Raw genomic sequence first — 21,105 nt, 5'->3', positions numbered from 1 at the left:
TTGTGGCTTGCAGCTTGATGCTCAGTTAAACGTCACCAAAGAAGCGCTTCACGCCCTCGAACCAGCCATTGGCCTTGGGCGAATGGGAGTCGTCGCCCTGCAGCGACTTGCGGAACTCTTCGAGCAGTTCGCGCTGGCGCTTGTTCAGGTTGACCGGTGTTTCCACCGCCACCCGGCACATCAGGTCGCCTGCCGCACCACCGCGTACCGGGGCCACGCCCTTGCCACGCAGGCGGAACAGCTTGCCGGTCTGGGTGCCTTCAGGGATCTTCAGCTTGACCCGACCATCGAGGGTCGGCACTTCCAGCTCGCCACCCAGGGCTGCGTCGGCGAAGCTGATCGGCACCTCGCAGTACAGGTGCTTGCCGTCACGCTGGAAGATCGCGTGCTCGCGCACGTTGACCACCACATAGAGGTCGCCGGCCGGGCCGCCATGAGCACCCGCCTCGCCCTCGCCGGACAGGCGAATGCGGTCGCCGGTGTCGACGCCTGGCGGCACCTTGACCGACAGTGTCTTGCTCTCTTCCACACGGCCCTGACCATGGCAACTGCCACAGGGGTCGGTGATCATCTTGCCGGTGCCATGGCAGCGCGGGCAGGTCTGCTGCACGGAGAAGAAGCCCTGCTGCATGCGTACCTGACCAATACCCCCACAGGTGGTACAGGTCACCGGGCTGGTGCCTTTCTTGGCACCCGTGCCATCGCAGGTCTTGCAACCGACCAGGGTCGGCACGCGAATGGTCACGTTGGTGCCACGCACCGCCTCTTCCAGATCCAGCTCCAGGGTGTAGCGCAGATCCGAGCCGCGCTGAGCGCCGCCACGGGAACCGCCACGGCCACCGCCGAAGAAATCGCTGAACACGTCGCCGAAGATGTCGGAGAAGTTGGCGCCGCCGAAACCGGCACCGCCAGCGCCGCCCATCTGCGGGTCGACGCCGGCATGACCGTACTGGTCATAAGCCGAGCGCTTGGCCGCATCGGAGAGCACTTCATAAGCCTCATTGGCCTCCTTGAAGCGATCCTCGGCCTCTTTGTCGTCCGGGTTGCGATCCGGGTGGTACTTCATCGCCAGGCGGCGGTAGGCCTTCTTCAGGTCGGCCTCGCTGGCGCCGCGTTCCACGCCCAGGACTTCGTAATAGTCTCGTTTTGCCATAGTTGTGCTGCACTCTCAGATTCGTGAGCTCCAGATACGCCGACGCGGGAGAGAGCTCCCGCGCGGCGAATCCTGCCCGCCGCGGACGACGGGTCGGAGCGAAAGAAGGCGCGGCGCGAGGCCGCTGACCTTACTTGTTCTCCTTGACCTCTTCGAATTCGGCGTCGACCACGTCGTCACCGGCATCCTTGGCATCGGCAGCGTCCGCCTGGGCAGCACCGGCTTGCGGTTGCTCGGCGTACATCTTCTGCGCCAGCGGCGTGGTGGCCTCGGACAGGGCGTTCATCTTGGCTTCGATGGCTTCCTTGTCGTCGCCCTTGATGGCCACTTCCAGTTCGCCGATGGCCTTCTCGATGGCCGCCTTCTCGTCGGCAGTGGCCTTGTCGCCCGCCTCGGTGATCATCTTGCGAGAGGCATGCACCAGTTGATCGCCCTGGTTGCGCGCGGTGGCCAACTCCTCGAACTTGCGGTCTTCCTCGGCGTTAGCCTCGGCGTCACGCACCATGCGCTCGATTTCCTCGTCGGACAGGCCGGAGTTGGCCTTGATGACGATGGACTGCTGCTTGCCGGTGGCCTTGTCCTTGGCGGACACGTGCAGGATGCCGTTGGCATCGATGTCGAAGGTCACTTCGATCTGCGGCACGCCACGCGGAGCCGGCGGAATCTCGGCCAGGTCGAACTTGCCCAGGGACTTGTTCTGTACGGCCTGCTTGCGCTCACCCTGCAGCACGTGAATGGTCACGGCGCTCTGGTTGTCATCAGCAGTGGAGAACACCTGCGACTTCTTGGTCGGGATGGTGGTGTTCTTCTCGATCAGCGGAGTCATCACTCCGCCCATGGTTTCGATACCCAGGGTCAGCGGGGAGACGTCGAGCAGCAGCACGTCCTTGACGTCACCGGCCAGCACGGCGCCCTGAATGGCAGCACCCATGGCCACGGCTTCGTCCGGGTTGACGTCCTTGCGCGGCTCCTTGCCGAAGAACTCGGCAACGGTTTTCTGTACCAGCGGCATGCGGGTCTGACCGCCGACCAGGATCACGTCGTCGATCTTGCCGACGTCGATACCGGCGTCCTTCAGCGCAGTGCGGCACGGCTCGATGGTGCGCTGCACCAGATCCTCGACCAGCGCTTCCAGCTTGGAACGGGAAATCTTCACGTTCAGGTGTTTCGGCCCGGTGGAGTCTGCGGTGATGTACGGCAGGTTGACGTCGGTCGACTGGCTCGAGGACAGCTCGATCTTGGCCTTCTCGGCGGCTTCCTTGAGGCGCTGCATGGCCAGCGGGTCGCCCTTGAGGTTCATGCCGGTTTCTTTCTTGAACTCGTCGACGAGGTAATCGATCAGGCGGATGTCGAAGTCCTCACCACCGAGGAAGGTGTCACCGTTGGTGGCCAGCACCTCGAACTGGTGCTCGCCGTCGACTTCGGCGATCTCGATCACCGACACGTCGAAGGTACCGCCGCCCAGGTCATAGACGATCACGGTGTGGTCGCCCTTGGCCTTGTCCATGCCATAGGCCAGCGCAGCCGCGGTCGGCTCGTTGATGATGCGCTTGACGTCGAGGCCGGCGATGCGACCGGCGTCTTTGGTGGCCTGACGCTGACTGTCGTTGAAGTAGGCCGGAACGGTGATCACCGCTTCGGTCACCGGCTCGCCCAGGTAGTCCTCGGCGGTTTTCTTCATCTTCTTCAGCACTTCGGCGCTGATCTGCGGCGGTGCCATCTTCTGGCCGTTGACCTCGACCCAGGCATCACCGTTGTCGGCCTTGGCGATCTTGTACGGCACCAGGCCGATGTCTTTCTGCACCACGTCCTCGTCGAAACGACGACCGATCAGACGCTTCACCGCGTACAGGGTGTTGTGCGGGTTGGTCACTGCCTGACGCTTGGCGGACTGGCCAACCAGGATTTCGCCATCGTTGGCGTAAGCAATGATGGACGGCGTGGTGCGAGCGCCTTCGGCGTTCTCCAGCACCTTGACGTTGCCGTTTTCCAGAATGGAGACGCAGGAGTTGGTAGTCCCCAGGTCGATACCGATGATTTTGCCCATGAATGTTCTCCCGAAACTTTGATTTTCCCGCCGCCTCGTTTCGCAGGCGCCGGTAGCACTAAAACGCTTGACTCAGAGATGGGGTCGCCCCCGGATATTTCAAGCCTGCTCGTCGATGGACGGCGGCGGCGTGGTCGGTGCCTTGCTGACCACGACCATGGCCGGGCGCAGCAGGCGACCATTGAGCAGATAGCCCTTCTGGAACACCTTGAGCACGGAGTTCGGCTCGACCTTGGTGCTCTCTTCCATCGCCATGGCCTGGTGATGCTCCGGGTTGAACGGCTCACCGTGCGGGTCGAGCGCCTCCAGCGAATGCCGGGCCAGGGTGTCGATGAACAGCTTGAGGGTCAGTTGCATGCCTTCGCGCACGGCCTTGAGCGCTTCGTCGTTCGGGCTGGACAGCTCCAGGCCGCGCTCCAGGCTGTCGACCACCGGCAGCAGGTCGTTGGCGAATTTTTCCAGGGCGAACTTGTGCGCCTTCTCCACATCCTGCTCGGCGCGACGACGCACGTTCTGCAGCTCGGCCGCCATGCGCAACGACTGATCCTGCGCCGCTGCCAGCTGCTCTTCCAGGGCCTGCACGCGAGCCGCCAGATCATCGCTCGACGCGGCATTCTCCGCTGCCTGCGCCTCGGGGTTCTGCGTATCCAGGTTCTGTTCGTCAGCCATGCCTCTCTCCTCTCGAATGAATCGGCGCGGATCCGAACCGCGCACCTGCCGCCTATATGGAGCCAATTCCACAGCTTTCAAGGGGCGATAAAGGAGGATTGTCAGCACCAGAAAAAACACTGTATAAATAACCAGACATCAATTCGGGAGCGTTCGCCATGCTGGTGCACCTGTCCATCCACAACTACGCCATCGTCGACCATCTGGATCTCGAGCTGGACGCCGGCATGAGCGCCATCAGCGGCGAAACCGGCGCCGGCAAGTCGATCATGCTCGACGCCCTCGGCCTGTGCCTGGGTGACCGCGCCGACAGCGCCGTGGTGCGCCCCGGCGCGGACAAGGCGGACATCCTCGCCAGCTTCGACCTGGCGGACATCCCCGAAGCCCGCGCCTGGCTCGCCGAACGCGACCTGGACAACGACGGCCCGTGCATCCTGCGCCGGGTGATCACCGCCGAGGGCCGCTCACGCGGCTACATCAACGGCAGCCCCTGCCCGCAGGCCGATCTCAAGGCGCTGGGCGAGCTGATCATCGACATCCACAGCCAGCACGAACACCAATCGCTACTCAAGAGCGACACCCACCGCCGCCTGCTCGACGATTACGCCGGCAGCCAGGAACTGGCGCGCCAGGTGCAGCTCGCCGCGCAACGCTGGAAGCAGACGCGCAACGAGCTGGAGCGCATCTCCAGCCAGGGCGACGAACAACGCGCCCGCCACCAGTTGCTCAGCTACCAGCTCGAAGAACTGGAGAACCTCGCCCTGGGCGAGAACGAGCTGGAACAGCTCGAGCAGGAGCACAAGGCCCTGAGCAATGCCGAAGCCCTGCTCGGCGCCTGCCGCCAGGTGCTCGACCTGTGCAGCGAGAGCGACGCCGGCAACGTGCTCTCGGCGCTCACCGCCAGCCTCAACCGCCTCGGCGCCTTCGCAGGCCAGGGCGGCGCCCTGGGCGAAGCCAGCAACCTGCTGGCCAACGCCCAGATCCAGGTCGAGGAAGCCGTAGGCGAGCTGAACCGCTTCGTCGATCACTTCGATGCCGACCCGCAGCGCCAACAGTTTCTCGAAGAGCGCCTGGACACCATCTATACCCTGGCGCGCAAGCACCGCATCCAGCCCAACGAACTGACAGCCCTGCAACAGCAATTGTTCGAGGAGCTGGAAAGCCTCAATGCCGACGACGAAGCCGGCGAGCGCCTGGCCGAAGAGCTGGCCGCCTACGAGCGTCATTACCAGGAGAAGGCCGCGGAACTCAGTAACCTGCGCAGCAGCGCAGCCGAACGCCTGGCCACCGCCGTGCAAGAGGAGATGCAGACGCTGGGCATGCCGGGTGGGCGCTTCAGCATCCAGCTACAACCGCTGGACAATGCCGAACCCAACGGCCATGGCCTGGAAGCCGTGGAGTTCCTGGTCAGCGCCAACCCGGGGCAGCCGCTGCGCGGTCTGGCCAAGGTGGCCTCGGGCGGCGAACTGTCGCGCATCAGCCTGGCGATCCAGGTGATCACCGCGCAGACCTCGCGCGTACCGACCCTGGTATTCGACGAAGTGGACGTGGGCATCGGCGGCCCCACCGCCGAGGTGGTCGGGCAACTGCTGCGCCGCCTGGGCGAACGCGGCCAGGTGCTGTGCGTCACCCACCTGCCGCAAGTGGCCGCCCAGGGTCATCAGCACCTGTTCGTGCACAAGCGCCGCGGCGTCGATGCCACCTCCACCGCCGTGAGCAAGCTGGACGAGAACGGCCGCGTCGAGGAAATCGCCCGCATGCTTGGCGGCGTCGACCTGACCGAGGAATCCCTGGCTCACGCGCGCAAGATGGTCACCAGCGCCCAGGCCGCCTAGAGCCTGTTGCCCAGATAGAACCCAAGGCTACGGCCAATGCTTAGCCCTTGTAGGAGCGAGCTCTGCTCGCGAAGCTTGCGACCTCAACTCCGTTCGCGAGCAGAGCTCGCTCCTACAAATGAGTGCGTAGCCCGGATGCAAGTCCGTCCCGGATTGCATCCGGGCTACGGCAATAAAAAAGGCGACCCGAGGGTCGCCTTTTCATTCATTGCAACAGAAGCATCAGCTCTTCTTGCGCACGTACAGCACCAGATTGTGGTCGACCAGCTCGAAGCCATGCTCCCTGACGATCTCCTTCTGGCGCTTCTCGATCTCGGAATCAAAGAACTCGATCACCTCGCCGGAATCGACGCAGACCATGTGGTCGTGGTGGCCGCTGTCGGCCAGTTCGAACACCGCATGACCGCCGTCGAAGTTATGACGCACGACCAGACCGGCGGCCTCGAACTGAGTCAGCACGCGGTAGACGGTGGCCAGGCCGACATCCTCACCCGCCTCCATCAGCGCCTTGTAGACATCTTCTGCGCTCATGTGGCGATACTCAGCATTGTCGAGCATCTGCAGGATTTTGACTCGTGGCAGAGTCACTTTCAGTCCAGCTTTGCGCAGTTCGTTATTTTCAACCATGGTCTGCTTTCTCGTAGGGGCTGCTTTCGCAGCCTCCCTTAATACGGGTATGATCCGGGGTTCAAGATGCCCAAGATAGTGGAAGTCACCCTCCGATGCAAAAAACCAAGCTCTTGCTGACCAGCCTGTCACTGACCGGGCTCTTCGCACTCGCCGGTTGTTCATTCCCCGGGGTTTACAAGATCGACATTCAACAGGGCAATGTCGTGACGCAGGACATGATAGACCAGCTACGCCCAGGAATGACCCGGCGCCAAGTGCGGTTTATCATGGGCAATCCGCTGATCACCGATACCTTCCATGCTGACCGCTGGGACTACCTGTACAGCATCCAGCCAGGCGGCGGCGAACGTCAGCAGGAACGCGTCAGCCTAGTGTTCGACGGCAGCGACCAGCTCATCGGTCTGGCGGGTGACTTCATGCCCGGTGTCAGCCGTGACCAAGCCATCATGGGCGCTGGCAGCGATACCAGCACCGCTCAACCCACCAAGCCGCAGGATGACAAGCCTGCCGCCCCGGGCTCGCTGCTGGAGCAGATCCAGCGCGAGGTGGATCAGGTGGAAACCGTGCCGGTGCCGACGCCAGAGCCGCTGGATACCGACGCACAGTAACAGGCGGACAGGAAAAGCCCGGAAGCGATTCCGGGCTTTTTGCATCTGCGCCTGCAAAGCTCAGGCTGACTCCTCGCCCTCTTCCTTGGCCTTGGCCCTGGCGGCACGCTGCTTGCGCACCTCCTTGGGGTCGGCAATCAACGGCCGGTAGATTTCCACCCGCTCGCCCTCTTCCAATACGCGCTCCTCGGGCTTGGCCACGGCCTTGCCGAAAATCCCCAGCGGCGCCTGCTGCAGATCCAGCTCGGGGAAATACTGCTGCATGCCGGAACGCAGCGCCGCCTCACGCACGGTGGTGCCGGCTGGCACCGACAGGCGCAGCAGGCGTTGCCTGTCAGGCAGGGCGTAGACCACTTCGATGGCGATGCTGCGGCTATCCATAGAGTTGCTTGGCTCGCTGACAGAAGGCGTCCACCAGGGTGTTGGCCGCCTGATTGAACAGAGGGCCGAGGGTAGCGCGTACCAAGGGCCCGGCATAGTCGAAGGTCAGATCGAGGCTGATCTTGCAGGCCTTGTCACCCAGCGCCTTGAACTCCCAGACGCCATTGAGCGCGGAGAACGGGCCCTCTTCCAGGTTCATCTCAATCCGTTGCCCCGGCACCAGCGCGTTGCGCGTGACGAAGCGCTGGCTGATGCTGCCCTTGGCCACTTCCAGGCTGGCACGCATCTGCGTTTCGCTGACTTCCAGCACCTGACTGCCAGAGCACCAGGGCAGGAACTGCGGGTAACTGGCCACGTCATTGACCAGGTCGAACAGCGCCTGCGCCGGATAAGGCAACAAGGCCGAACGTTGAATGCGAGTCGTCATTTGCTCAGCTCCGCAATGAAGACGATCAGTACGCCGATGGGCGCCACCACACGAATCAGCCAGAGCACCAGGCTGAACAGGCGCGGATTGGCGATCGCCAGTTCTTCGCGCACCGCCTCGCGGCTCAGCACCCAGCCCGCGAACAGGGCGAAGGACAGCCCCCCGAGCGGCAGCAGGATACGGCTGGTGAAGTAATCGATGCTGTCGAAGAAGGTCTTGCCGCCTGCGGCGCCCCACTGCAACAGGTGGAAGCCGTCTTCACCGAAGACGAAGAACTTGGCCTGCTCCCAGAGATTGAAGGAGAGCACCGTGCCCATGCCCATCAACCAGCAGAACAGCGCCAGCACAGCGGTCACCATGGCACGGCTGCGCCCGGTTTTCTCGACGAAATAGGCCACCGCCGGTTCGAGCATGGAGATCGAGGAACTCCAGGCGGCGACCGCCACCAGCACGAAGAAGATCAGCCCCATCACCTGGCCGAAGGCGATATTGCCGAAGGCAATCGGCAGGGTGACGAACATCAGTCCCGGCCCGCCCCCTGGCTCCAGGCCGGCAGCGAAGACGATGGGAAACAGCGCCAGGCCGGCGGTCAGCGCCACCAGGGTGTCGAGCACGCCAACGGTCAGTACCGTGGCACCGATCGACGCCTTCTTCGGCATGTAGGAGCCGTAGACCATGATCGAGCCAACCCCCACGCTCAGGGTGAAGAAGGCGTGGCCCATGGCCGCAAGAATGCCGCCTTGCACCTTGCTCGCATCGAAATGGAAGAGAAAGTCGAAACCCTCGCGGAAATGCCCGGTGGTGAAGCTGTAACCCAGCAGCACCAGCAGCAGCACGAACAGCAACGGCATCATGATGCGCAGGCTGCGCTCCAGCCCGGCCACCACGCCCTTGGCGATGACGAAGGCGGTGATCAGCATGAACAGGCTGTGCCACAGGGTCAGTCGCCAGGGATCGGCGGTCAGCCCGCCGAATGCTGCACCCGCCCCATCGGCGCTGATACCTGCGAAATCGCCACGGCCCATGGCGAGGATATAGTCCAGCGACCAGCCGGCCACCACGCTGTAGAAAGACAGGATCAACAGCGCCGCGACCAGGCCCATCAGCGCCGCCAGCGACCAGTGTTTCGAGGCGCCGGCCTCGGCAGCCAGATGCTTCATCGAATTGACCGGGCTCTGCCGCCCGCGCCGCCCGATCAGGGTTTCCGCCAGCATGATCGGCAGCCCGACCAGGGCGATGCAGAACAGATACATGACGACGAAGGCTCCGCCACCGTACATCCCCGTCATGTAGGGAAACTTCCAGATATTGCCGAGCCCGACCGCCGAGCCCGTGGCGGCCAGGATGAACACCCAGCGACTGGCCCAGGCACCGTGGATCGAGACTTTGTCATTCGCCATTGAAGAGGCCACACCCATGCTGCGGGAAAAAAGATCGCGCATTGTCGAAGATTCACCGCATGGGCTCAAGCTTGCTTCGGTACGGCCCCATGGCGCAGGCGCGGGCGACTCCCTATAATGCGCGCCCTATGGCTAAGCAAAAGAAACATCCTCAAGGCACCATCGCGCTGAACAAGAAGGCGCTGCATGATTATTTCGTCGAACAGAAGTTCGAGGCGGGCCTGGCCCTGGCCGGCTGGGAAGTGAAAAGCCTGCGCGCCGGCAAGGGTCAGCTGGTCGACAGCTACGTGCTGCTCAAGGATGACGAAGCCTGGCTGATGGGGGCGCATATCGCCCCATTGAAAACCGCCAGCACTCACGTCATCGCCGACCCGACCCGCACCCGCAAGCTGCTGCTGAACAAGCGCGAGCTGGAGAAGCTGTTCGGCTCCGTGCAACAGAAAGGCTACACCGCCGTCGCGCTGTCGCTGTACTGGAAGCAGCACCTGGTCAAATGCGAAATCGCCCTGGCCAAGGGCAAGAAGGACTTCGACAAGCGCCACGTCGAGAAAGAACGCGACGCCGACCGCGAAGTCCAGCGCGCCATGCGCAGCAAGGGCAAGGAAGACTAAGCAGCAGCTTCAAGCTGCAAGCCACAAGCTTCAAGCCAAAAGCAACGCAGGCTCTTACTTGCAACTTGTGGCTTGCAGCTTGCCGCTCGCCTTACATCCCCAACCGCCTCTGCGCCCGCGCCACGCGCTGGGCTTCGAGCTGCACTTCCGAGAGCACTTCCTGCACGTAGTCGATATGTCGATTCGACAGCTCGCGTGCGTCCTCCGCGCGGCCTTCGAGGATGGCTTCGTAGAGCGCGCGGTGCTGGGCGATCAGCATGTCACGGGTTTCCTCGCGCTGGGCGTACATGCCGCCGATGTTGGTCACCACGTTGCGTTTGAGCAGGTCGAACAGGCCCCGAATGGTGTGCAGCAGCACGGCATTGTGACTGGCCTCGGCAATCGCCAGGTGAAAACGGGCATCGGCAGCCCCTTCTTCGGCGCGCGTCACCTTGCCCTTGCGGTTATAGCAATCCTGCAACGCCTCGAAGGCATCGCTCAGGCGCTGCCGGTCGAGGTCGGTGGCCCGCCTGGCAGCGTAATAGGCGCAAGAGCCTTCCAGAGTGTGGCGAAACTCCAGCAGGTCGCGCTGGGCATCTTCCTTGCTTTCCAGCAGTTGCAGCAGCGGGTCGCTGAAGGTCGCGCCGATGCTTTCCGCCACATAGTTGCCACCGCCCTGGCGGCTGACCAGCAACCCCTTGGCCACCAGCTTCTGGATCGCCTCGCGCAGCGACGGGCGAGATACGCCGAACTGCTCGGCCAGGGCACGCTCGGCCGGCAAGCGCTCGCCGGCACGCAGCGTGCCTTCGAGAATCATGGTTTCCAGTTGCGCGACGATGTCATCCGATAGACGCCGCTGGCGCACCTGCCCTACTTCCATCCCAAGCCTCTCCAATGGTTTGACCAGGCCCCAAGGCCCTGTCGCGCAAGCCTATAGCGCAGCTCTCCGGCGAACAAGTCAGCGTCCTACGACCAAAGTCTTAACTTCTCGATTTGACAGAAAATTGGCCAACTTTTAACCTGACCCCGCTACTTTGTAAATTGGTCTTACCAATTTAACCGACAAGAACAACAATCCATCGAGGTCACGCCATGACAGCCCAAGACGCTGCAAGCCTGTTCGATCACGCCTCATCCCTGCCGCGCCAGCCGCGCGCTCGTGCGGAGTAAAGCCCAATGTCCAATGGAATTCTCGCCCTGCTGGCGTTCTCGCCGATCCTGCTGGCCGCCATTCTGCTAATCGGTCTGCGTTGGCCGGCCAAGCGCGCCATGCCCCTGGTTTACCTGGTCACCGCAGCCGTCGGTCTGTTCGCCTGGGACATGACTCTCAACCGCGTTCTGGCCTCGACTCTGCAAGGCTTGCTGATTACCCTCGGCCTGCTGTGGATCATCTTCGGCGCCATTCTGCTGCTGAACACCCTCAAGCACTCCGGTGGCATCACCGCCATCCGCGCCGGCTTCACCACCATCAGCCCGGATCGCCGTATCCAGGCCATCATCATCGCCTGGCTGTTCGGCTGCTTCATCGAAGGCGCCTCGGGCTTCGGCACGCCGGCGGCCATCGCCGCACCGCTGCTGGTGGCCATCGGTTTCCCGGCCATGGCAGCGGTGCTGATGGGCATGCTGGTACAGAGCACGCCGGTGTCCTTCGGCGCCGTCGGCACACCGATCATCGTCGGCATCAATACCGGCCTGGACACCGCCACCATCGGCCAGCATCTGCTCGAGCAAGGTTCGTCCTGGGCGCAGTTCCTGCAACTGATCACCAGTGAAGTGGCGATCATCCACGCCACCGTCGGCGTGGTCATGCCGACCCTCATGGCGATGATGCTGACCCGTTTCTTCGGTCAGGAGAAAAGCTGGAAGGCCGGCCTGGAAGTGCTGCCGTTCGCGATTTTCGCTGGCCTGGCCTTCGTCGTGCCCTATGTGCTCACCGGCGTGTTCCTCGGCCCGGAGTTTCCCTCGCTGCTGGGCGGCCTGATCGGCCTGGCCATCGTCACCAGTGCCGCTCGTATCGGTTTTCTGGTGCCGAAGAAGACCTGGGACTTCGCCCCGGCCAACCAATGGCCGAGCGAGTGGTTGGGCAGCGTCGAGATGAAGCTGGACGAACTCACCGCCAAGCCGATGAGCGCCCTGCGCGCCTGGCTGCCCTACGTGCTGGTCGGCGCGCTGTTGGTGATCAGCCGTGTGTTCCCGGACGTGGGTAACGCGCTGAAGGCCGTGGTGGTGAACTTCCCCGACCTGCTGGGCGAAACCGGCGTCAGCGCCAACTTCCAACCGTTGTACCTGCCGGGCGGTATCCTGGTCGCCGTGGTGCTGGCCACCTTCTTCCTGCATGGCATGAAGGCGCGCGACCTGGGCAAGGCGGTGAAGGAGTCCTCGGGTGTATTGCTCAGCGCCGGTTTCGTGTTGCTGTTCACCGTGCCGATGGTGCGTATCCTGATCAACTCCGGGGTCAACGGCGCCGAGCTGGCCAGCATGCCGATCCTCATGGCGCGTTGGGTGGCCGACAGCGTCGGTGGCATCTACCCGCTGCTGGCCCCCAGTATCGGTGCCCTGGGCGCCTTCATCGCCGGTTCCAACACCGTCAGCAACATGATGTTCAGCCAGTTCCAGTTCGGCGTGGCCAGCAGCCTGGGGATTTCCAGCGCGCTGATCGTCGCGGTGCAGGCCGTGGGCGCTGCCGCTGGCAACATGGTGGCGATCCACAACGTGGTGGCGGCTTCGGCCACCGTTGGCCTGCTCGGTCGCGAAGGCAGCACGTTGCGCAAGACCATCTGGCCGACCCTCTACTATGTGCTGTTCACCGGCATCATCGCCATGATCGCGATCTATGTACTGGGTATCAGTGATCCGCTGATGGCCCGCTGATCGCCTGGTAATGCCCGCCCCGACTCCGTCGGGGCGTCTGTCGTCAGGCTAGGCTTTCTCTTTTCAAGCAACAGGATGACTCCATGATCATTTCTGCCTCCACCGACTACCGTGCCGCCGCCCAGCGCAAGCTGCCGCCGTTCCTGTTCCACTACGCCGACGGCGGCGCCTACGCCGAGCACACCCTGCGCCGCAACGTCGCCGACCTATCGAACATCGAGCTGCGCCAGCGGGTGCTGAAGAACATGTCCGAGCTGGATCTCTCTACCGAGCTGTTCGGCGAGAAGATGTCCATGCCCGTGGGCCTGGCCCCGGTGGGCCTGACCGGCATGTACGCGCGCCGTGGTGAGGTGCAGGCAGCCAAGGCCGCAACGGCCAAGGGCATCCCCTTCACCCTGTCCACCGTCTCGGTGTGCCCCATCGAGGAAGTGGCGCCGGCCATCGACCGGCCGATGTGGTTCCAGCTCTATGTGCTGAAAGATCGCGGCTTCATGAAAAACGCTCTGGAGCGCGCCAAGGCCGCCGGCTGCTCAACCCTGGTGTTCACCGTGGACATGCCGGTGCCCGGCGCGCGCTACCGCGATGCCCACTCCGGCATGAGCGGCCCGAACGGGCCGCTGCGTCGCGTGCTGCAGGCCATGACCCACCCGCAGTGGGCCTGGGACGTCGGCGTGATGGGCAAGCCGCATGATCTGGGCAACATCTCTGCCTATCGCGGTAACCCCACCGGCCTGGCCGATTACATCGGCTGGCTGGGCGAGAACTTCGACCCGTCGATTTCCTGGAAGGATCTCGAGTGGATCCGCGACTTCTGGGACGGCCCCATGGTGATCAAGGGCATCCTCGACCCGGAAGACGCCCGCGATGCGGTGAGCTTCGGCGCCGACGGCATCATCGTCTCCAACCATGGCGGCCGTCAGCTCGATGGCGTGCTGTCCAGCGCCCGTGCCCTGCCGGCCATCGCCGACGCGGTCAAGGGCGAGCTGAAGATTCTCGCCGACTCCGGCATCCGCACCGGCCTGGACGTGGTGCGCATGCTCGCCCTGGGCGCCGACACCGTGCTGCTCGGCCGTGCCTTCATCTACGCCCTGGCCACTGCCGGTGGTGCTGGCGTGAGCAACCTGCTGGATCTGATCGAGAAGGAAATGCGCGTGGCCATGGTGCTGACCGGCGCCAAGTCCATCGGCGAAATCACCTCGGATCTGCTGGTCAAGGAGCGTTGATCTCATGAATGCTGCAGCCACTCCCGTTAGCCGTGACGCCCTGCTGGCGCAGATGCGCCAGATCGTCGGCGCCAGCCATGTGCTGACCGACGAGCAAGCCACGCGGCGCTTTCGCAAGGGCCACCGCACGGGCGAAGGCAAGGTGTTGGCGGTGGTACGCCCCGGCTCGCTGCTGGAACAGTGGCGCATCCTGCAGGCAGCGGTAGCAGCCGACCGTATCGTCATCATGCAGGCGGCCAATACCGGCCTGACCGGCGGCTCGACGCCCGATGGCGAGGACTATGACCGCGAGATCGTGCTGATCAGCACCCTGCGCATCACCGGCGTGCAACTGATCAACGACGGCCAGCAGGTGGTGTGCCTGCCCGGCGCAACCCTGGATCGCCTGGAACAGGCGCTGGCCCCCTTGAACCGCGAGCCGCATTCGGTAATCGGCTCGTCCTGCATTGGCGCCTCGGTGCTCGGCGGCATCTGCAACAACTCCGGCGGCGCCCTGGTGCGCCGTGGCCCGGCCTATACCGAGCTGGCGCTGTACGCGCAGGTGAAGGACGACGGCTCGCTGCAGTTGGTCAATCACCTGGGGATAGACCTGGGTGACAGTCCGGAGGAAATCCTCACCCGCCTGCAGAAAGGCGATTACTCGCCACAACAGGTGCGTAACGAGGACAGCGCCAAGGCCTCCGACGCGCGTTACGGCGAGCACGTTCGCGACGTCGACGCCGACACCCCGGCGCGCTTCAATGCCGACCCATCGCGCCTGTTCGAGGCGTCCGGCTCGGCCGGCAAGCTGTGCCTGTTCGCCGTGCGTCTGGACACCTTCCCCAAGGAGCCGAGCACGGTGTTCTACATCGGCAGCAATGACCCGCACGACCTCACCGAAGTGCGCCGTCACCTGCTGGCCGAGCTGCCGCGCCTGCCGATTGCCGGGGAATACATCCACCGCACCGCCTTCGACATCGGCGAGAAGTACGGCAAGGACACCTTCCTGGTGATCGACAGGTTCGGCACGTCCAAGGTGCCGGCTGCCTTCGCCATGAAGAGCCGGGTCGACGGCTTCTTCGAGCGTTTCGGCCTGCGCGGGGTGACCGACAAGGTGATCCAGGCGCTGATGAACCTGTTGCCCAGCCACCTGCCAGCGCGCATGCGCGAGTACCGTGATCGCTTCGAGCATCATCTGCTGGTGCGGGTCTCCAACGACACCCTGGAGCAGACCCGTGCCTTCCTCACCGAGTATTTCACTGACAGCACCAGCGGCGCCTACTTCGAGTGCGACGCTGAGGAAGGGCGCAAGGCATTTCTGCATCGCTTCGCCGTGGCCGGCGCGGCGATCCGCTATCGCGAGGCGCACCGCAGCAGCGTCGAGGACATTCTCGCCCTGGACATCGCCCTGCGCCGCAACGACCGCGACTGGGTCGAGACGCTGCCGAACGAGATGGAAGAGCAGATCATCCACAAGCTCTACTACGGGCACTTCTTCTGCCATGTGTTCCACCAGGACTACATCGTCAAGAAGGGCAATGACCCCATCGCGATGGAGCACCGTATGTGGAAGCTGCTGGACGCGCGCCGCGCCGAGTACCCGGCCGAGCACAACGTCGGTCATCTCTATGTGGCCAAGCCGGCGCTGGCCGGTTTCTACCGCGAGCTGGATCCGACCAACAGCTTCAACCCCGGTATCGGCCATACCTCGAAGAAGAAGCACTGGGGTGGTTGCTGCTGAGGAGACTGGGGAGAGGGTCTATCCGCTAACGCCGAGTCGCCTGAACCACCCTCTCCCCAACCCTCTCCCATAAATGGGAGAGGGAGCAGGCCGTGCATATCCCTTAGCCCGGATGCAATCCGGGAAAACCTGACGCCGATGTCCCGGATTTCATCCGGGCTACAAAAGACAAGGCCCGCCGAATTGGCGGGCCTTGTCTTTGATGCAGCACGCGATCAGGCGAAGACGATCTCGTCGTCCGCCACCTTGGCCTTGACCTGCGCACCGGGCGCGAAGTCGCCGGCCAGGATGCGCTGCGCCAGCGGGTTCTCGATCCAGCGCTGGATCGCACGCTTGAGCGGGCGTGCGCCGTACACCGGGTCGTAACCCACGGCGATCAGCTTGTCGAGCGCCTCCGGGGTCAGCTCCAGGCTCAGCTCGCGCTCGGCCAGGCGGCCACGCAGGCGTTGCAGCTGGATCTCGGCGATGCCGGCAATCTGCTCGCGGCCCAGCGGCTCGAACACCACCACTTCGTCGATACGGTTGATGAACTCGGGGCGGAAGTGACTGCCCACTGCATCCATTACCGCCGCGCGCTGCGCTTCCTTGTCGCCGACCAATTCCTGAATCTGCGCCGAGCCGAGGTTGGACGTCATCACGATCACGGTGTTCTTGAAGTCCACGGTGCGGCCATGGCTGTCGGTCAGACGACCGTCTTCAAGCACCTGCAGCAAGACGTTGAACACGTCCGGATGTGCCTTCTCCACCTCGTCCATCAGCACCACCGAATACGGCTTGCGACGCACCGCCTCGGTCAGGTAGCCGCCTTCTTCATACCCCACATAGCCGGGCGGCGCACCGATCAGACGGGCGACGCTGTGCTTCTCCATGAACTCGGACATGTCGATGCGCACCAGCGCCTCTTCGGTGTCGAAGAGGAACTCGGCCAACGCCTTGCACAGCTCGGTCTTGCCCACCCCGGTGGGGCCGAGGAAGAGGAAGGAGCCGCTAGGCCGATTGGGGTCGGCCAGGCCGGCACGGGAACGGCGCACGGCGTTGGCAACGGCCACCACCGCTTCATCCTGGCCGATCACCCGCTGGTGCAGCAGACCTTCCATCTTCAACAGTTTTTCGCGCTCGCCTTCGAGCATCTTGCTCACCGGGATGCCCGTCCACTTGGAGACGACCTCGGCGATTTCCTCGTCGGTGACGCGGTTGCGCAGCAACTGGTTCTCGCTCTTGCCGTGCTGGTCGACCATCTGCAGGCTGCGCTCCAGATCCGGGATGATACCGTACTGCAACTCGGCCATGCGGTTGAGGTCGCCCTTGCGGCGCGCCGCCTCCAGCTCGGTCTTGGCCTGCTCGATGCGTTGCTGGATCTGCGCCGAACCCTGCACCTCGGCCTTCTCCGACTTCCAGATTTCGTCGAGGTCGGCGTATTCCTTCTCCAGCTTGGCGATGTCTTCTTCCAGCTTGACCAGGCGTTTCTTGGTCGCCTCGTCATCCTCCTTCTTCAGCGCCTCGCGCTCGATCTTCAGTTGGATCAGGCGGCGATCCAGGCGATCCAGCTCCTCCGGCTTGGAGTCGATCTCCATGCGGATGCGGCTGGCCGCCTCGTCGATCAGGTCGATGGCCTTGTCCGGCAACTGGCGATCGGTGATGTAGCGATGGCTGAGCTTGGCTGCGGCGATGATCGCGCCGTCGGTGATGGTCACGCCGTGGTGCACCTCGTAGCGCTCCTTCAGGCCACGCAGGATGGCGATGGTGTCTTCCTCGCTCGGCTCGTCCACCAGCACCTTCTGGAAGCGGCGCTCCAGCGCGGCGTCCTTCTCGATGAACTGGCGGTACTCGTCCAGCGTGGTGGCGCCGACGCAGTGCAGCTCGCCACGGGCCAGGGCCGGTTTGAGCATGTTGCCGGCGTCCATGGCGCCTTCGCCCTTGCCGGCGCCGACCATGGTGTGCAGCTCGTCGATGAACAGGATGATGCGCCCTTCCTGCTTGGACAGCTCGTTGAGCACGGCTTTCAGGCGCTCCTCGAACTCACCACGGAACTTGGCGCCGGCGATCAGCGAGCCCATGTCCAGCGACAGCAGACGCTTGTCTTTCAGGCCATCGGGCACTTCGCCGTTGACGATGCGCTGAGCCAGGCCTTCGGCGATGGCGGTCTTGCCGACACCGGGCTCGCCGATCAGCACCGGGTTGTTCTTGGTGCGGCGTTGCAGCACCTGGATGGTGCGGCGGATCTCGTCGTCACGGCCGATCACCGGGTCGAGCTTGCCGTCCTCGGCACGCTTGGTCAGGTCGACGGTGTACTTGTCCAGGGCCTGGCGTGACTCCTCGACGTTGGGGTCATTCACCGCCTGGCCACCACGCAGGTTGGCAATGGCGTTTTCCAGAGCCTTCTTCGACACGCCCTGGCCAAGCAGGAGCTTGCCCAGTTTGGTGTTCTCGTCCATGGCGGCGAGCAGCACCAGCTCGCTGGAAATGAACTGGTCGCCCTTCTGCTGCGCCAGGCGGTCGGCCTGGTTGAGCAGGCGCGCCAGATCCTGCGACAGGTTGATGTCACCAGTGGGGTTCTGCAGTTTGCCGAGCTGATCCAGCTCGCGGGTCAGGCCCTGGCGCAGGCTGTTGATGTCAAAGCCCACCTGCATCAGCAGCGGCTTGATCGAGCCACCCTGCTGTTCCAGCAGCGCCTGCATCAGGTGCAGCGGTTCGATGGCGGCGTGGTCCATGCCCACGGCCAGGGATTGGGCATCGGAAAGTGCAAGTTGCAACTTGCTGGTCAAACGGTCGATACGCATAAATGTCCTTCCTCCAGGAGAGCGAGCCGGGACAACTTCCCCGAAAAAAGATGCTCGCTGAGATGCAAACTAGATAAGGACGATTACGCCGTATTCAAGCTATGGCGATTTGATCCAGGTCAGTAACGCGCCTACCTGGTCAACCGCCCGGCCAACTGACCAAGCGGCTGACCCGCGTTCAGAGGCCGAGGGCTTTCTCGATGGCCTGGATCAGCGCCGGGTCGTCCGGCGTGGTGCGTGGCGAGAAGCGCGCCAGCACGCGACCGTCCTGGCCGACCAGGAACTTCTCGAAATTCCAGGTGATGTCACCCGGGAATTCGGCGCCTTCACCGGCCAGCAGGCGATACAGCGGATGACGCCCCGGGCCGTTGACTTCCAGCTTGCTGCCCAGGGGAAAAGTCACGCCGTAGTTGAGGCTGCAGAAGGAGCGGATCTCGTCCTCGCTGCCTGGCTCCTGACCCGCGAACTGGTTACAGGGCAGGCCCAGCACGGTAAAACCGTTGCCCTTGTACTGTTGATAGAGCTTCTCCAGCCCGGCGTACTGGGGGGTCAGGCCGCATTTGGAGGCGACATTGACCACCAGCACCACCTGGCCCTTGTATGGCGCCAGCGGCAGATCCTGGCCGTCCAGCGCACGCAGATTGAGATCGTGAAAGGCACTCATGACGAACGTCCTCGGCGAATCCAGTGCAACAGGGCAAACTACCCTACCAGTTGCGATGCATGAAAAAGGCGCCCTGAGGCGCCTTGATCGCATGATTGAGCTTAGCAGCGGTTTCCTCGCAAAGGACGACCGCAAGTCGCTTCGGCTCGATCAGTGGTGGTGACCACCTTCACCATGGATGTGGCCATGAGCCACTTCTTCCTCGCTGGCGTCACGTACATTGACGACCTTGACCTGGAAGTTCAGACGCTGGCCAGCGAGCGGGTGGTTGCCGTCGACGGTGACGTCGTCGCCATCGATGTCGCGGATGGTGACGATCTGCATGCTGCCGTCCGGGCCGGAGGCATGGAACTGCATGCCGACTTCCAGCTCGTCGACACCCTCGAACATGGCGCGGCTCAGGGTCGCGACCAGCTCGGCGCTGTATTCGCCGTAGGCTTCTTCGGGTTCGACGGAGACCTGCACTTCGTCACCGGCCTGTTTGCCGACCAGGGCCTTCTCCAGGCCGACGATGATGTTGCCGGCACCATGCAGGTAAACCAGCGGTGCGCCGCCAGCGGAGCTGTCGATCACCTCGCCGGCATCGTTGGTCAGGGTGTAATCGATGGAGACGGCCTTGTTGGCGGCGATCAGCATGGGGAGACCTTTTGCGAAAGATGAATGAATGATCAAGTCTAACCAAGGCCGGCCGTGATTGCGACCCGAGCCCTGACAAATGGACTGTGTGTATCGTTGATTTTCGTCAGGGCGAGCATGGCGGCTGGCTGGCAGTCTTATCTTGTGGCCATATTCAGTCTGTACGCCACCGACCACCCTGGCAGAATCGACCCTGGCTACGCATTCCCAGTTGCTCCATGCCCTCATTCGCCCATGGCCGATGCGCCAGGGATCGGTCGCACGAAGAATCCAAGGAAGCTTACATGTCGGCACGCAATATTCTGGTCATCAACTGCGGCAGTTCCTCGATCAAGTTCGCGCTGGTCAACGAAGCGCAAGAAGCCTTCATCCTCAGCGGCCTGGCCGAACGCCTGGGCAGCCCCGAAGCCGTCCTGCACTGGCAGCGGGGCGAACACCAGGACAGCCTGGTACTGCCTGGCGCCGATCATCGCCTGGCGCTGTCGCATCTGCTGCCCATCGTGCAGCAAGCGGCTGCCGGTGAGTTGCACGGCATCGGCCACCGGGTGGTACATGGCGGCGAACATTTCGCCAGCGCCAGTCGCCTGGATGCCGCCAGCCTGCAGGCCATTCGCCAGGTCGCGCCCCTGGCGCCGCTGCACAACCCGGCCAACCTGCAGGGCATCGAAGCGGCGATGAAGCTGTTCCCGACGCTTACGCAGGTCGCCGTGTTCGATACCGCCTTCCACCAGAGCCTGCCCGAACACGCCTATCGCTACGCCGTACCCGAAGCGCTGTACCGCGAGCATGGCGTGCGACGCTATGGCTTCCACGGCACCAGCCATCGCTATGTCAGCCAGAAGGCCGCGCAGATGAGCGGCCTGGCGCTCGAGACCAGCAGTTGGCTGGTGGCGCACCTGGGTAATGGCAGTTCCACCTGCGCGGTGGAGAATGGCCAGAGCCGCGATACCAGCATGGGCCTGACGCCACTGGAAGGCCTGGTGATGGGCACGCGCAGCGGCGACGTCGACCCCAACCTGCACAGCCATCTGGCGCGCAACCTGGGCTGGAGCCTGGAGCGCATCGACAGCATGCTCAACAAGGACAGCGGCCTGCTCGGCCTGTCCGGCCTGTCCAACGACATGCGCACGCTGGAGCAGGCCCGCGAGCGAGGCCACGCCGGCGCCACCCTGGCCATCGAGGTGTTCTGCTACCGCCTGGCCAAGTCACTGGCGGCCATGAGTTGCGCGTTGCGCCGTCTGGATGGCCTGGTCTTCACCGGCGGCATCGGCGAGAACTCGGCGCTGGTTCGCAGCAAGACACTCGATCATCTCGGCCTGCTCGGCCTGCAACTCGACGCCGAGGCCAATGCACGCTGCGTACGCGGCGCCGCCGGTGCCATCCATTGCGCCGGTTCCCCGCGCGTGCTGGTGGTGCCCACCAACGAAGAGCGGCAGATCGCCCTCGACACCCTTGCCCTGCTCGACTGAGG

The 21,105-nt window shown here is 63.7% G+C and carries 18 protein-coding genes and 1 pseudogene; 8 read left to right on the top strand and 11 right to left on the bottom strand.

The features are described from left to right. Positions 1–25 precede the first annotated feature (25 nt). From dnaJ to grpE, 3 genes are all read right to left on the bottom strand, one after another. A complete protein-coding gene (dnaJ, locus tag ACSVIK_RS16195) occupies positions 26–1,153 on the bottom strand; it encodes a molecular chaperone DnaJ (RefSeq protein WP_442445282.1) in 1,128 nt (375 codons plus the stop codon). A 130-nt stretch (positions 1,154–1,283) separates the two neighbouring features. Beyond that, the gene (dnaK, locus tag ACSVIK_RS16190; RefSeq protein ID WP_442445281.1) at positions 1,284–3,200 is read right to left on the bottom strand and encodes a molecular chaperone DnaK; all 1,917 of its coding nucleotides are present in this window, start codon (positions 3,198–3,200) and stop codon (positions 1,284–1,286) included. A gap of 99 nt (positions 3,201–3,299) precedes the next feature. After that, positions 3,300–3,869 (bottom strand): nucleotide exchange factor GrpE, encoded by a 570-nt coding sequence (grpE, locus tag ACSVIK_RS16185; RefSeq protein WP_277373924.1) that lies wholly within the window; start codon positions 3,867–3,869, stop codon positions 3,300–3,302. A gap of 158 nt (positions 3,870–4,027) precedes the next feature. On the opposite strand from grpE, the gene recN reads away from it, so the two are divergent. Continuing rightward, a complete protein-coding gene (gene recN, locus ACSVIK_RS16180) occupies positions 4,028–5,704 on the top strand; it encodes a DNA repair protein RecN (RefSeq protein ID WP_442445280.1) in 1,677 nt (558 codons plus the stop codon). 222 nt (positions 5,705–5,926) lie between these two features. Here the strand turns inward: recN and fur are convergent, their stop codons facing one another. Next, positions 5,927–6,331 carry a ferric iron uptake transcriptional regulator gene (gene fur, locus ACSVIK_RS16175; RefSeq protein ID WP_442445279.1) on the bottom strand — a complete coding sequence of 135 codons (405 nt, stop codon included), beginning with the start codon at positions 6,329–6,331 and terminating at the stop codon, positions 5,927–5,929. Between the two features lie 95 nt (positions 6,332–6,426). On the opposite strand from fur, the gene ACSVIK_RS16170 reads away from it, so the two are divergent. Next, a complete protein-coding gene (locus ACSVIK_RS16170; RefSeq protein WP_442445278.1) occupies positions 6,427–6,942 on the top strand; it encodes an outer membrane protein assembly factor BamE in 516 nt (171 codons plus the stop codon). 60 nt (positions 6,943–7,002) lie between these two features. Here the strand turns inward: ACSVIK_RS16170 and ACSVIK_RS16165 are convergent, their stop codons facing one another. The 3 genes from ACSVIK_RS16165 to ACSVIK_RS16155 are packed head-to-tail and all read right to left on the bottom strand — an operon-like array spanning position 7,003 to position 9,150. Next, positions 7,003–7,323: an RnfH family protein gene (locus ACSVIK_RS16165; protein WP_442445277.1), complete on the bottom strand. Its 321-nt coding sequence runs from the start codon at positions 7,321–7,323 to the stop codon at positions 7,003–7,005. Continuing rightward, positions 7,316–7,750 (bottom strand): type II toxin-antitoxin system RatA family toxin, encoded by a 435-nt coding sequence (locus ACSVIK_RS16160; protein WP_442445276.1) that lies wholly within the window; start codon positions 7,748–7,750, stop codon positions 7,316–7,318. Before ACSVIK_RS16160 ends, ACSVIK_RS16165 begins: the two co-directional genes overlap by 8 nt. After that, positions 7,747–9,150, bottom strand: a complete 1,404-nt coding sequence (locus ACSVIK_RS16155) for a sodium-dependent transporter (protein ID WP_442445275.1) — start codon at positions 9,148–9,150, stop codon at positions 7,747–7,749. The genes ACSVIK_RS16160 and ACSVIK_RS16155 overlap by 4 nt, the downstream gene beginning before the upstream one ends. Positions 9,151–9,278: 128 nt before the next feature. On the opposite strand from ACSVIK_RS16155, the gene smpB reads away from it, so the two are divergent. Beyond that, on the top strand, positions 9,279–9,761 hold the full coding sequence (gene smpB / locus ACSVIK_RS16150) for an SsrA-binding protein SmpB (RefSeq protein WP_442445274.1): 483 nt from the start codon (positions 9,279–9,281) through the stop codon (positions 9,759–9,761). Between the two features lie 91 nt (positions 9,762–9,852). Here smpB and ACSVIK_RS16145 read toward each other — a convergent pair whose 3' ends face one another. Then, positions 9,853–10,620, bottom strand: a complete 768-nt coding sequence (locus ACSVIK_RS16145) for an FCD domain-containing protein (protein WP_442445273.1) — start codon at positions 10,618–10,620, stop codon at positions 9,853–9,855. A gap of 296 nt (positions 10,621–10,916) precedes the next feature. Here ACSVIK_RS16145 and ACSVIK_RS16140 point away from each other — a divergent pair, with 296 nt between their 5' ends. The 3 genes from ACSVIK_RS16140 (at position 10,917) to dld (ending at position 15,554) form a co-directional block, all read left to right on the top strand. Then, positions 10,917–12,611 (top strand): L-lactate permease, encoded by a 1,695-nt coding sequence (locus ACSVIK_RS16140; RefSeq protein ID WP_442445272.1) that lies wholly within the window; start codon positions 10,917–10,919, stop codon positions 12,609–12,611. Between the two features lie 83 nt (positions 12,612–12,694). Further along, positions 12,695–13,834 carry an FMN-dependent L-lactate dehydrogenase LldD gene (gene lldD / locus ACSVIK_RS16135; RefSeq protein WP_442445271.1) on the top strand — a complete coding sequence of 380 codons (1,140 nt, stop codon included), beginning with the start codon at positions 12,695–12,697 and terminating at the stop codon, positions 13,832–13,834. 4 nt (positions 13,835–13,838) lie between these two features. Beyond that, complete coding sequence (gene dld / locus ACSVIK_RS16130) at positions 13,839–15,554, top strand: D-lactate dehydrogenase (protein WP_442445270.1); 1,716 nt, start codon at positions 13,839–13,841, stop codon at positions 15,552–15,554. Between the two features lie 215 nt (positions 15,555–15,769). On the opposite strand, the gene clpB is transcribed toward dld, so the two are convergent. The 3 genes from clpB to ACSVIK_RS16115 form a co-directional block, all read right to left on the bottom strand. Further along, the gene (gene clpB / locus ACSVIK_RS16125) at positions 15,770–18,334 is read right to left on the bottom strand and encodes an ATP-dependent chaperone ClpB (protein WP_442445269.1); all 2,565 of its coding nucleotides are present in this window, start codon (positions 18,332–18,334) and stop codon (positions 15,770–15,772) included. Between the two features lie 178 nt (positions 18,335–18,512). Continuing rightward, entirely contained in the window at positions 18,513–18,998 is a 486-nt protein-coding gene (locus ACSVIK_RS16120) for a glutathione peroxidase (RefSeq protein WP_442445268.1), read from the bottom strand. A 150-nt stretch (positions 18,999–19,148) separates the two neighbouring features. Continuing rightward, positions 19,149–19,634: an FKBP-type peptidyl-prolyl cis-trans isomerase gene (locus tag ACSVIK_RS16115; RefSeq protein WP_442445267.1), complete on the bottom strand. Its 486-nt coding sequence runs from the start codon at positions 19,632–19,634 to the stop codon at positions 19,149–19,151. An 86-nt stretch (positions 19,635–19,720) separates the two neighbouring features. On the opposite strand from ACSVIK_RS16115, the pseudogene ACSVIK_RS16110 reads away from it, so the two are divergent. Together ACSVIK_RS16110 and ACSVIK_RS16105 are read left to right on the top strand one after the other, a co-directional pair. Beyond that, positions 19,721–19,786 (top strand): annotated as a pseudogene (locus ACSVIK_RS16110) (DUF3565 domain-containing protein); the annotation flags it as partial. A gap of 132 nt (positions 19,787–19,918) precedes the next feature. Continuing rightward, positions 19,919–21,103, top strand: a complete 1,185-nt coding sequence (locus ACSVIK_RS16105; RefSeq protein ID WP_442445302.1) for an acetate kinase — start codon at positions 19,919–19,921, stop codon at positions 21,101–21,103. Positions 21,104–21,105: the final 2 nt, after the last annotated feature.

Source organism: Pseudomonas sp. NCHU5216 (genome assembly GCF_052156495.1).
GTDB lineage: Bacteria > Pseudomonadota > Gammaproteobacteria > Pseudomonadales > Pseudomonadaceae > Aquipseudomonas.
The sequence above is the reverse complement of the archived record's forward strand: the minus strand, read 5'-3'. Positions and strand labels throughout refer to the sequence as shown.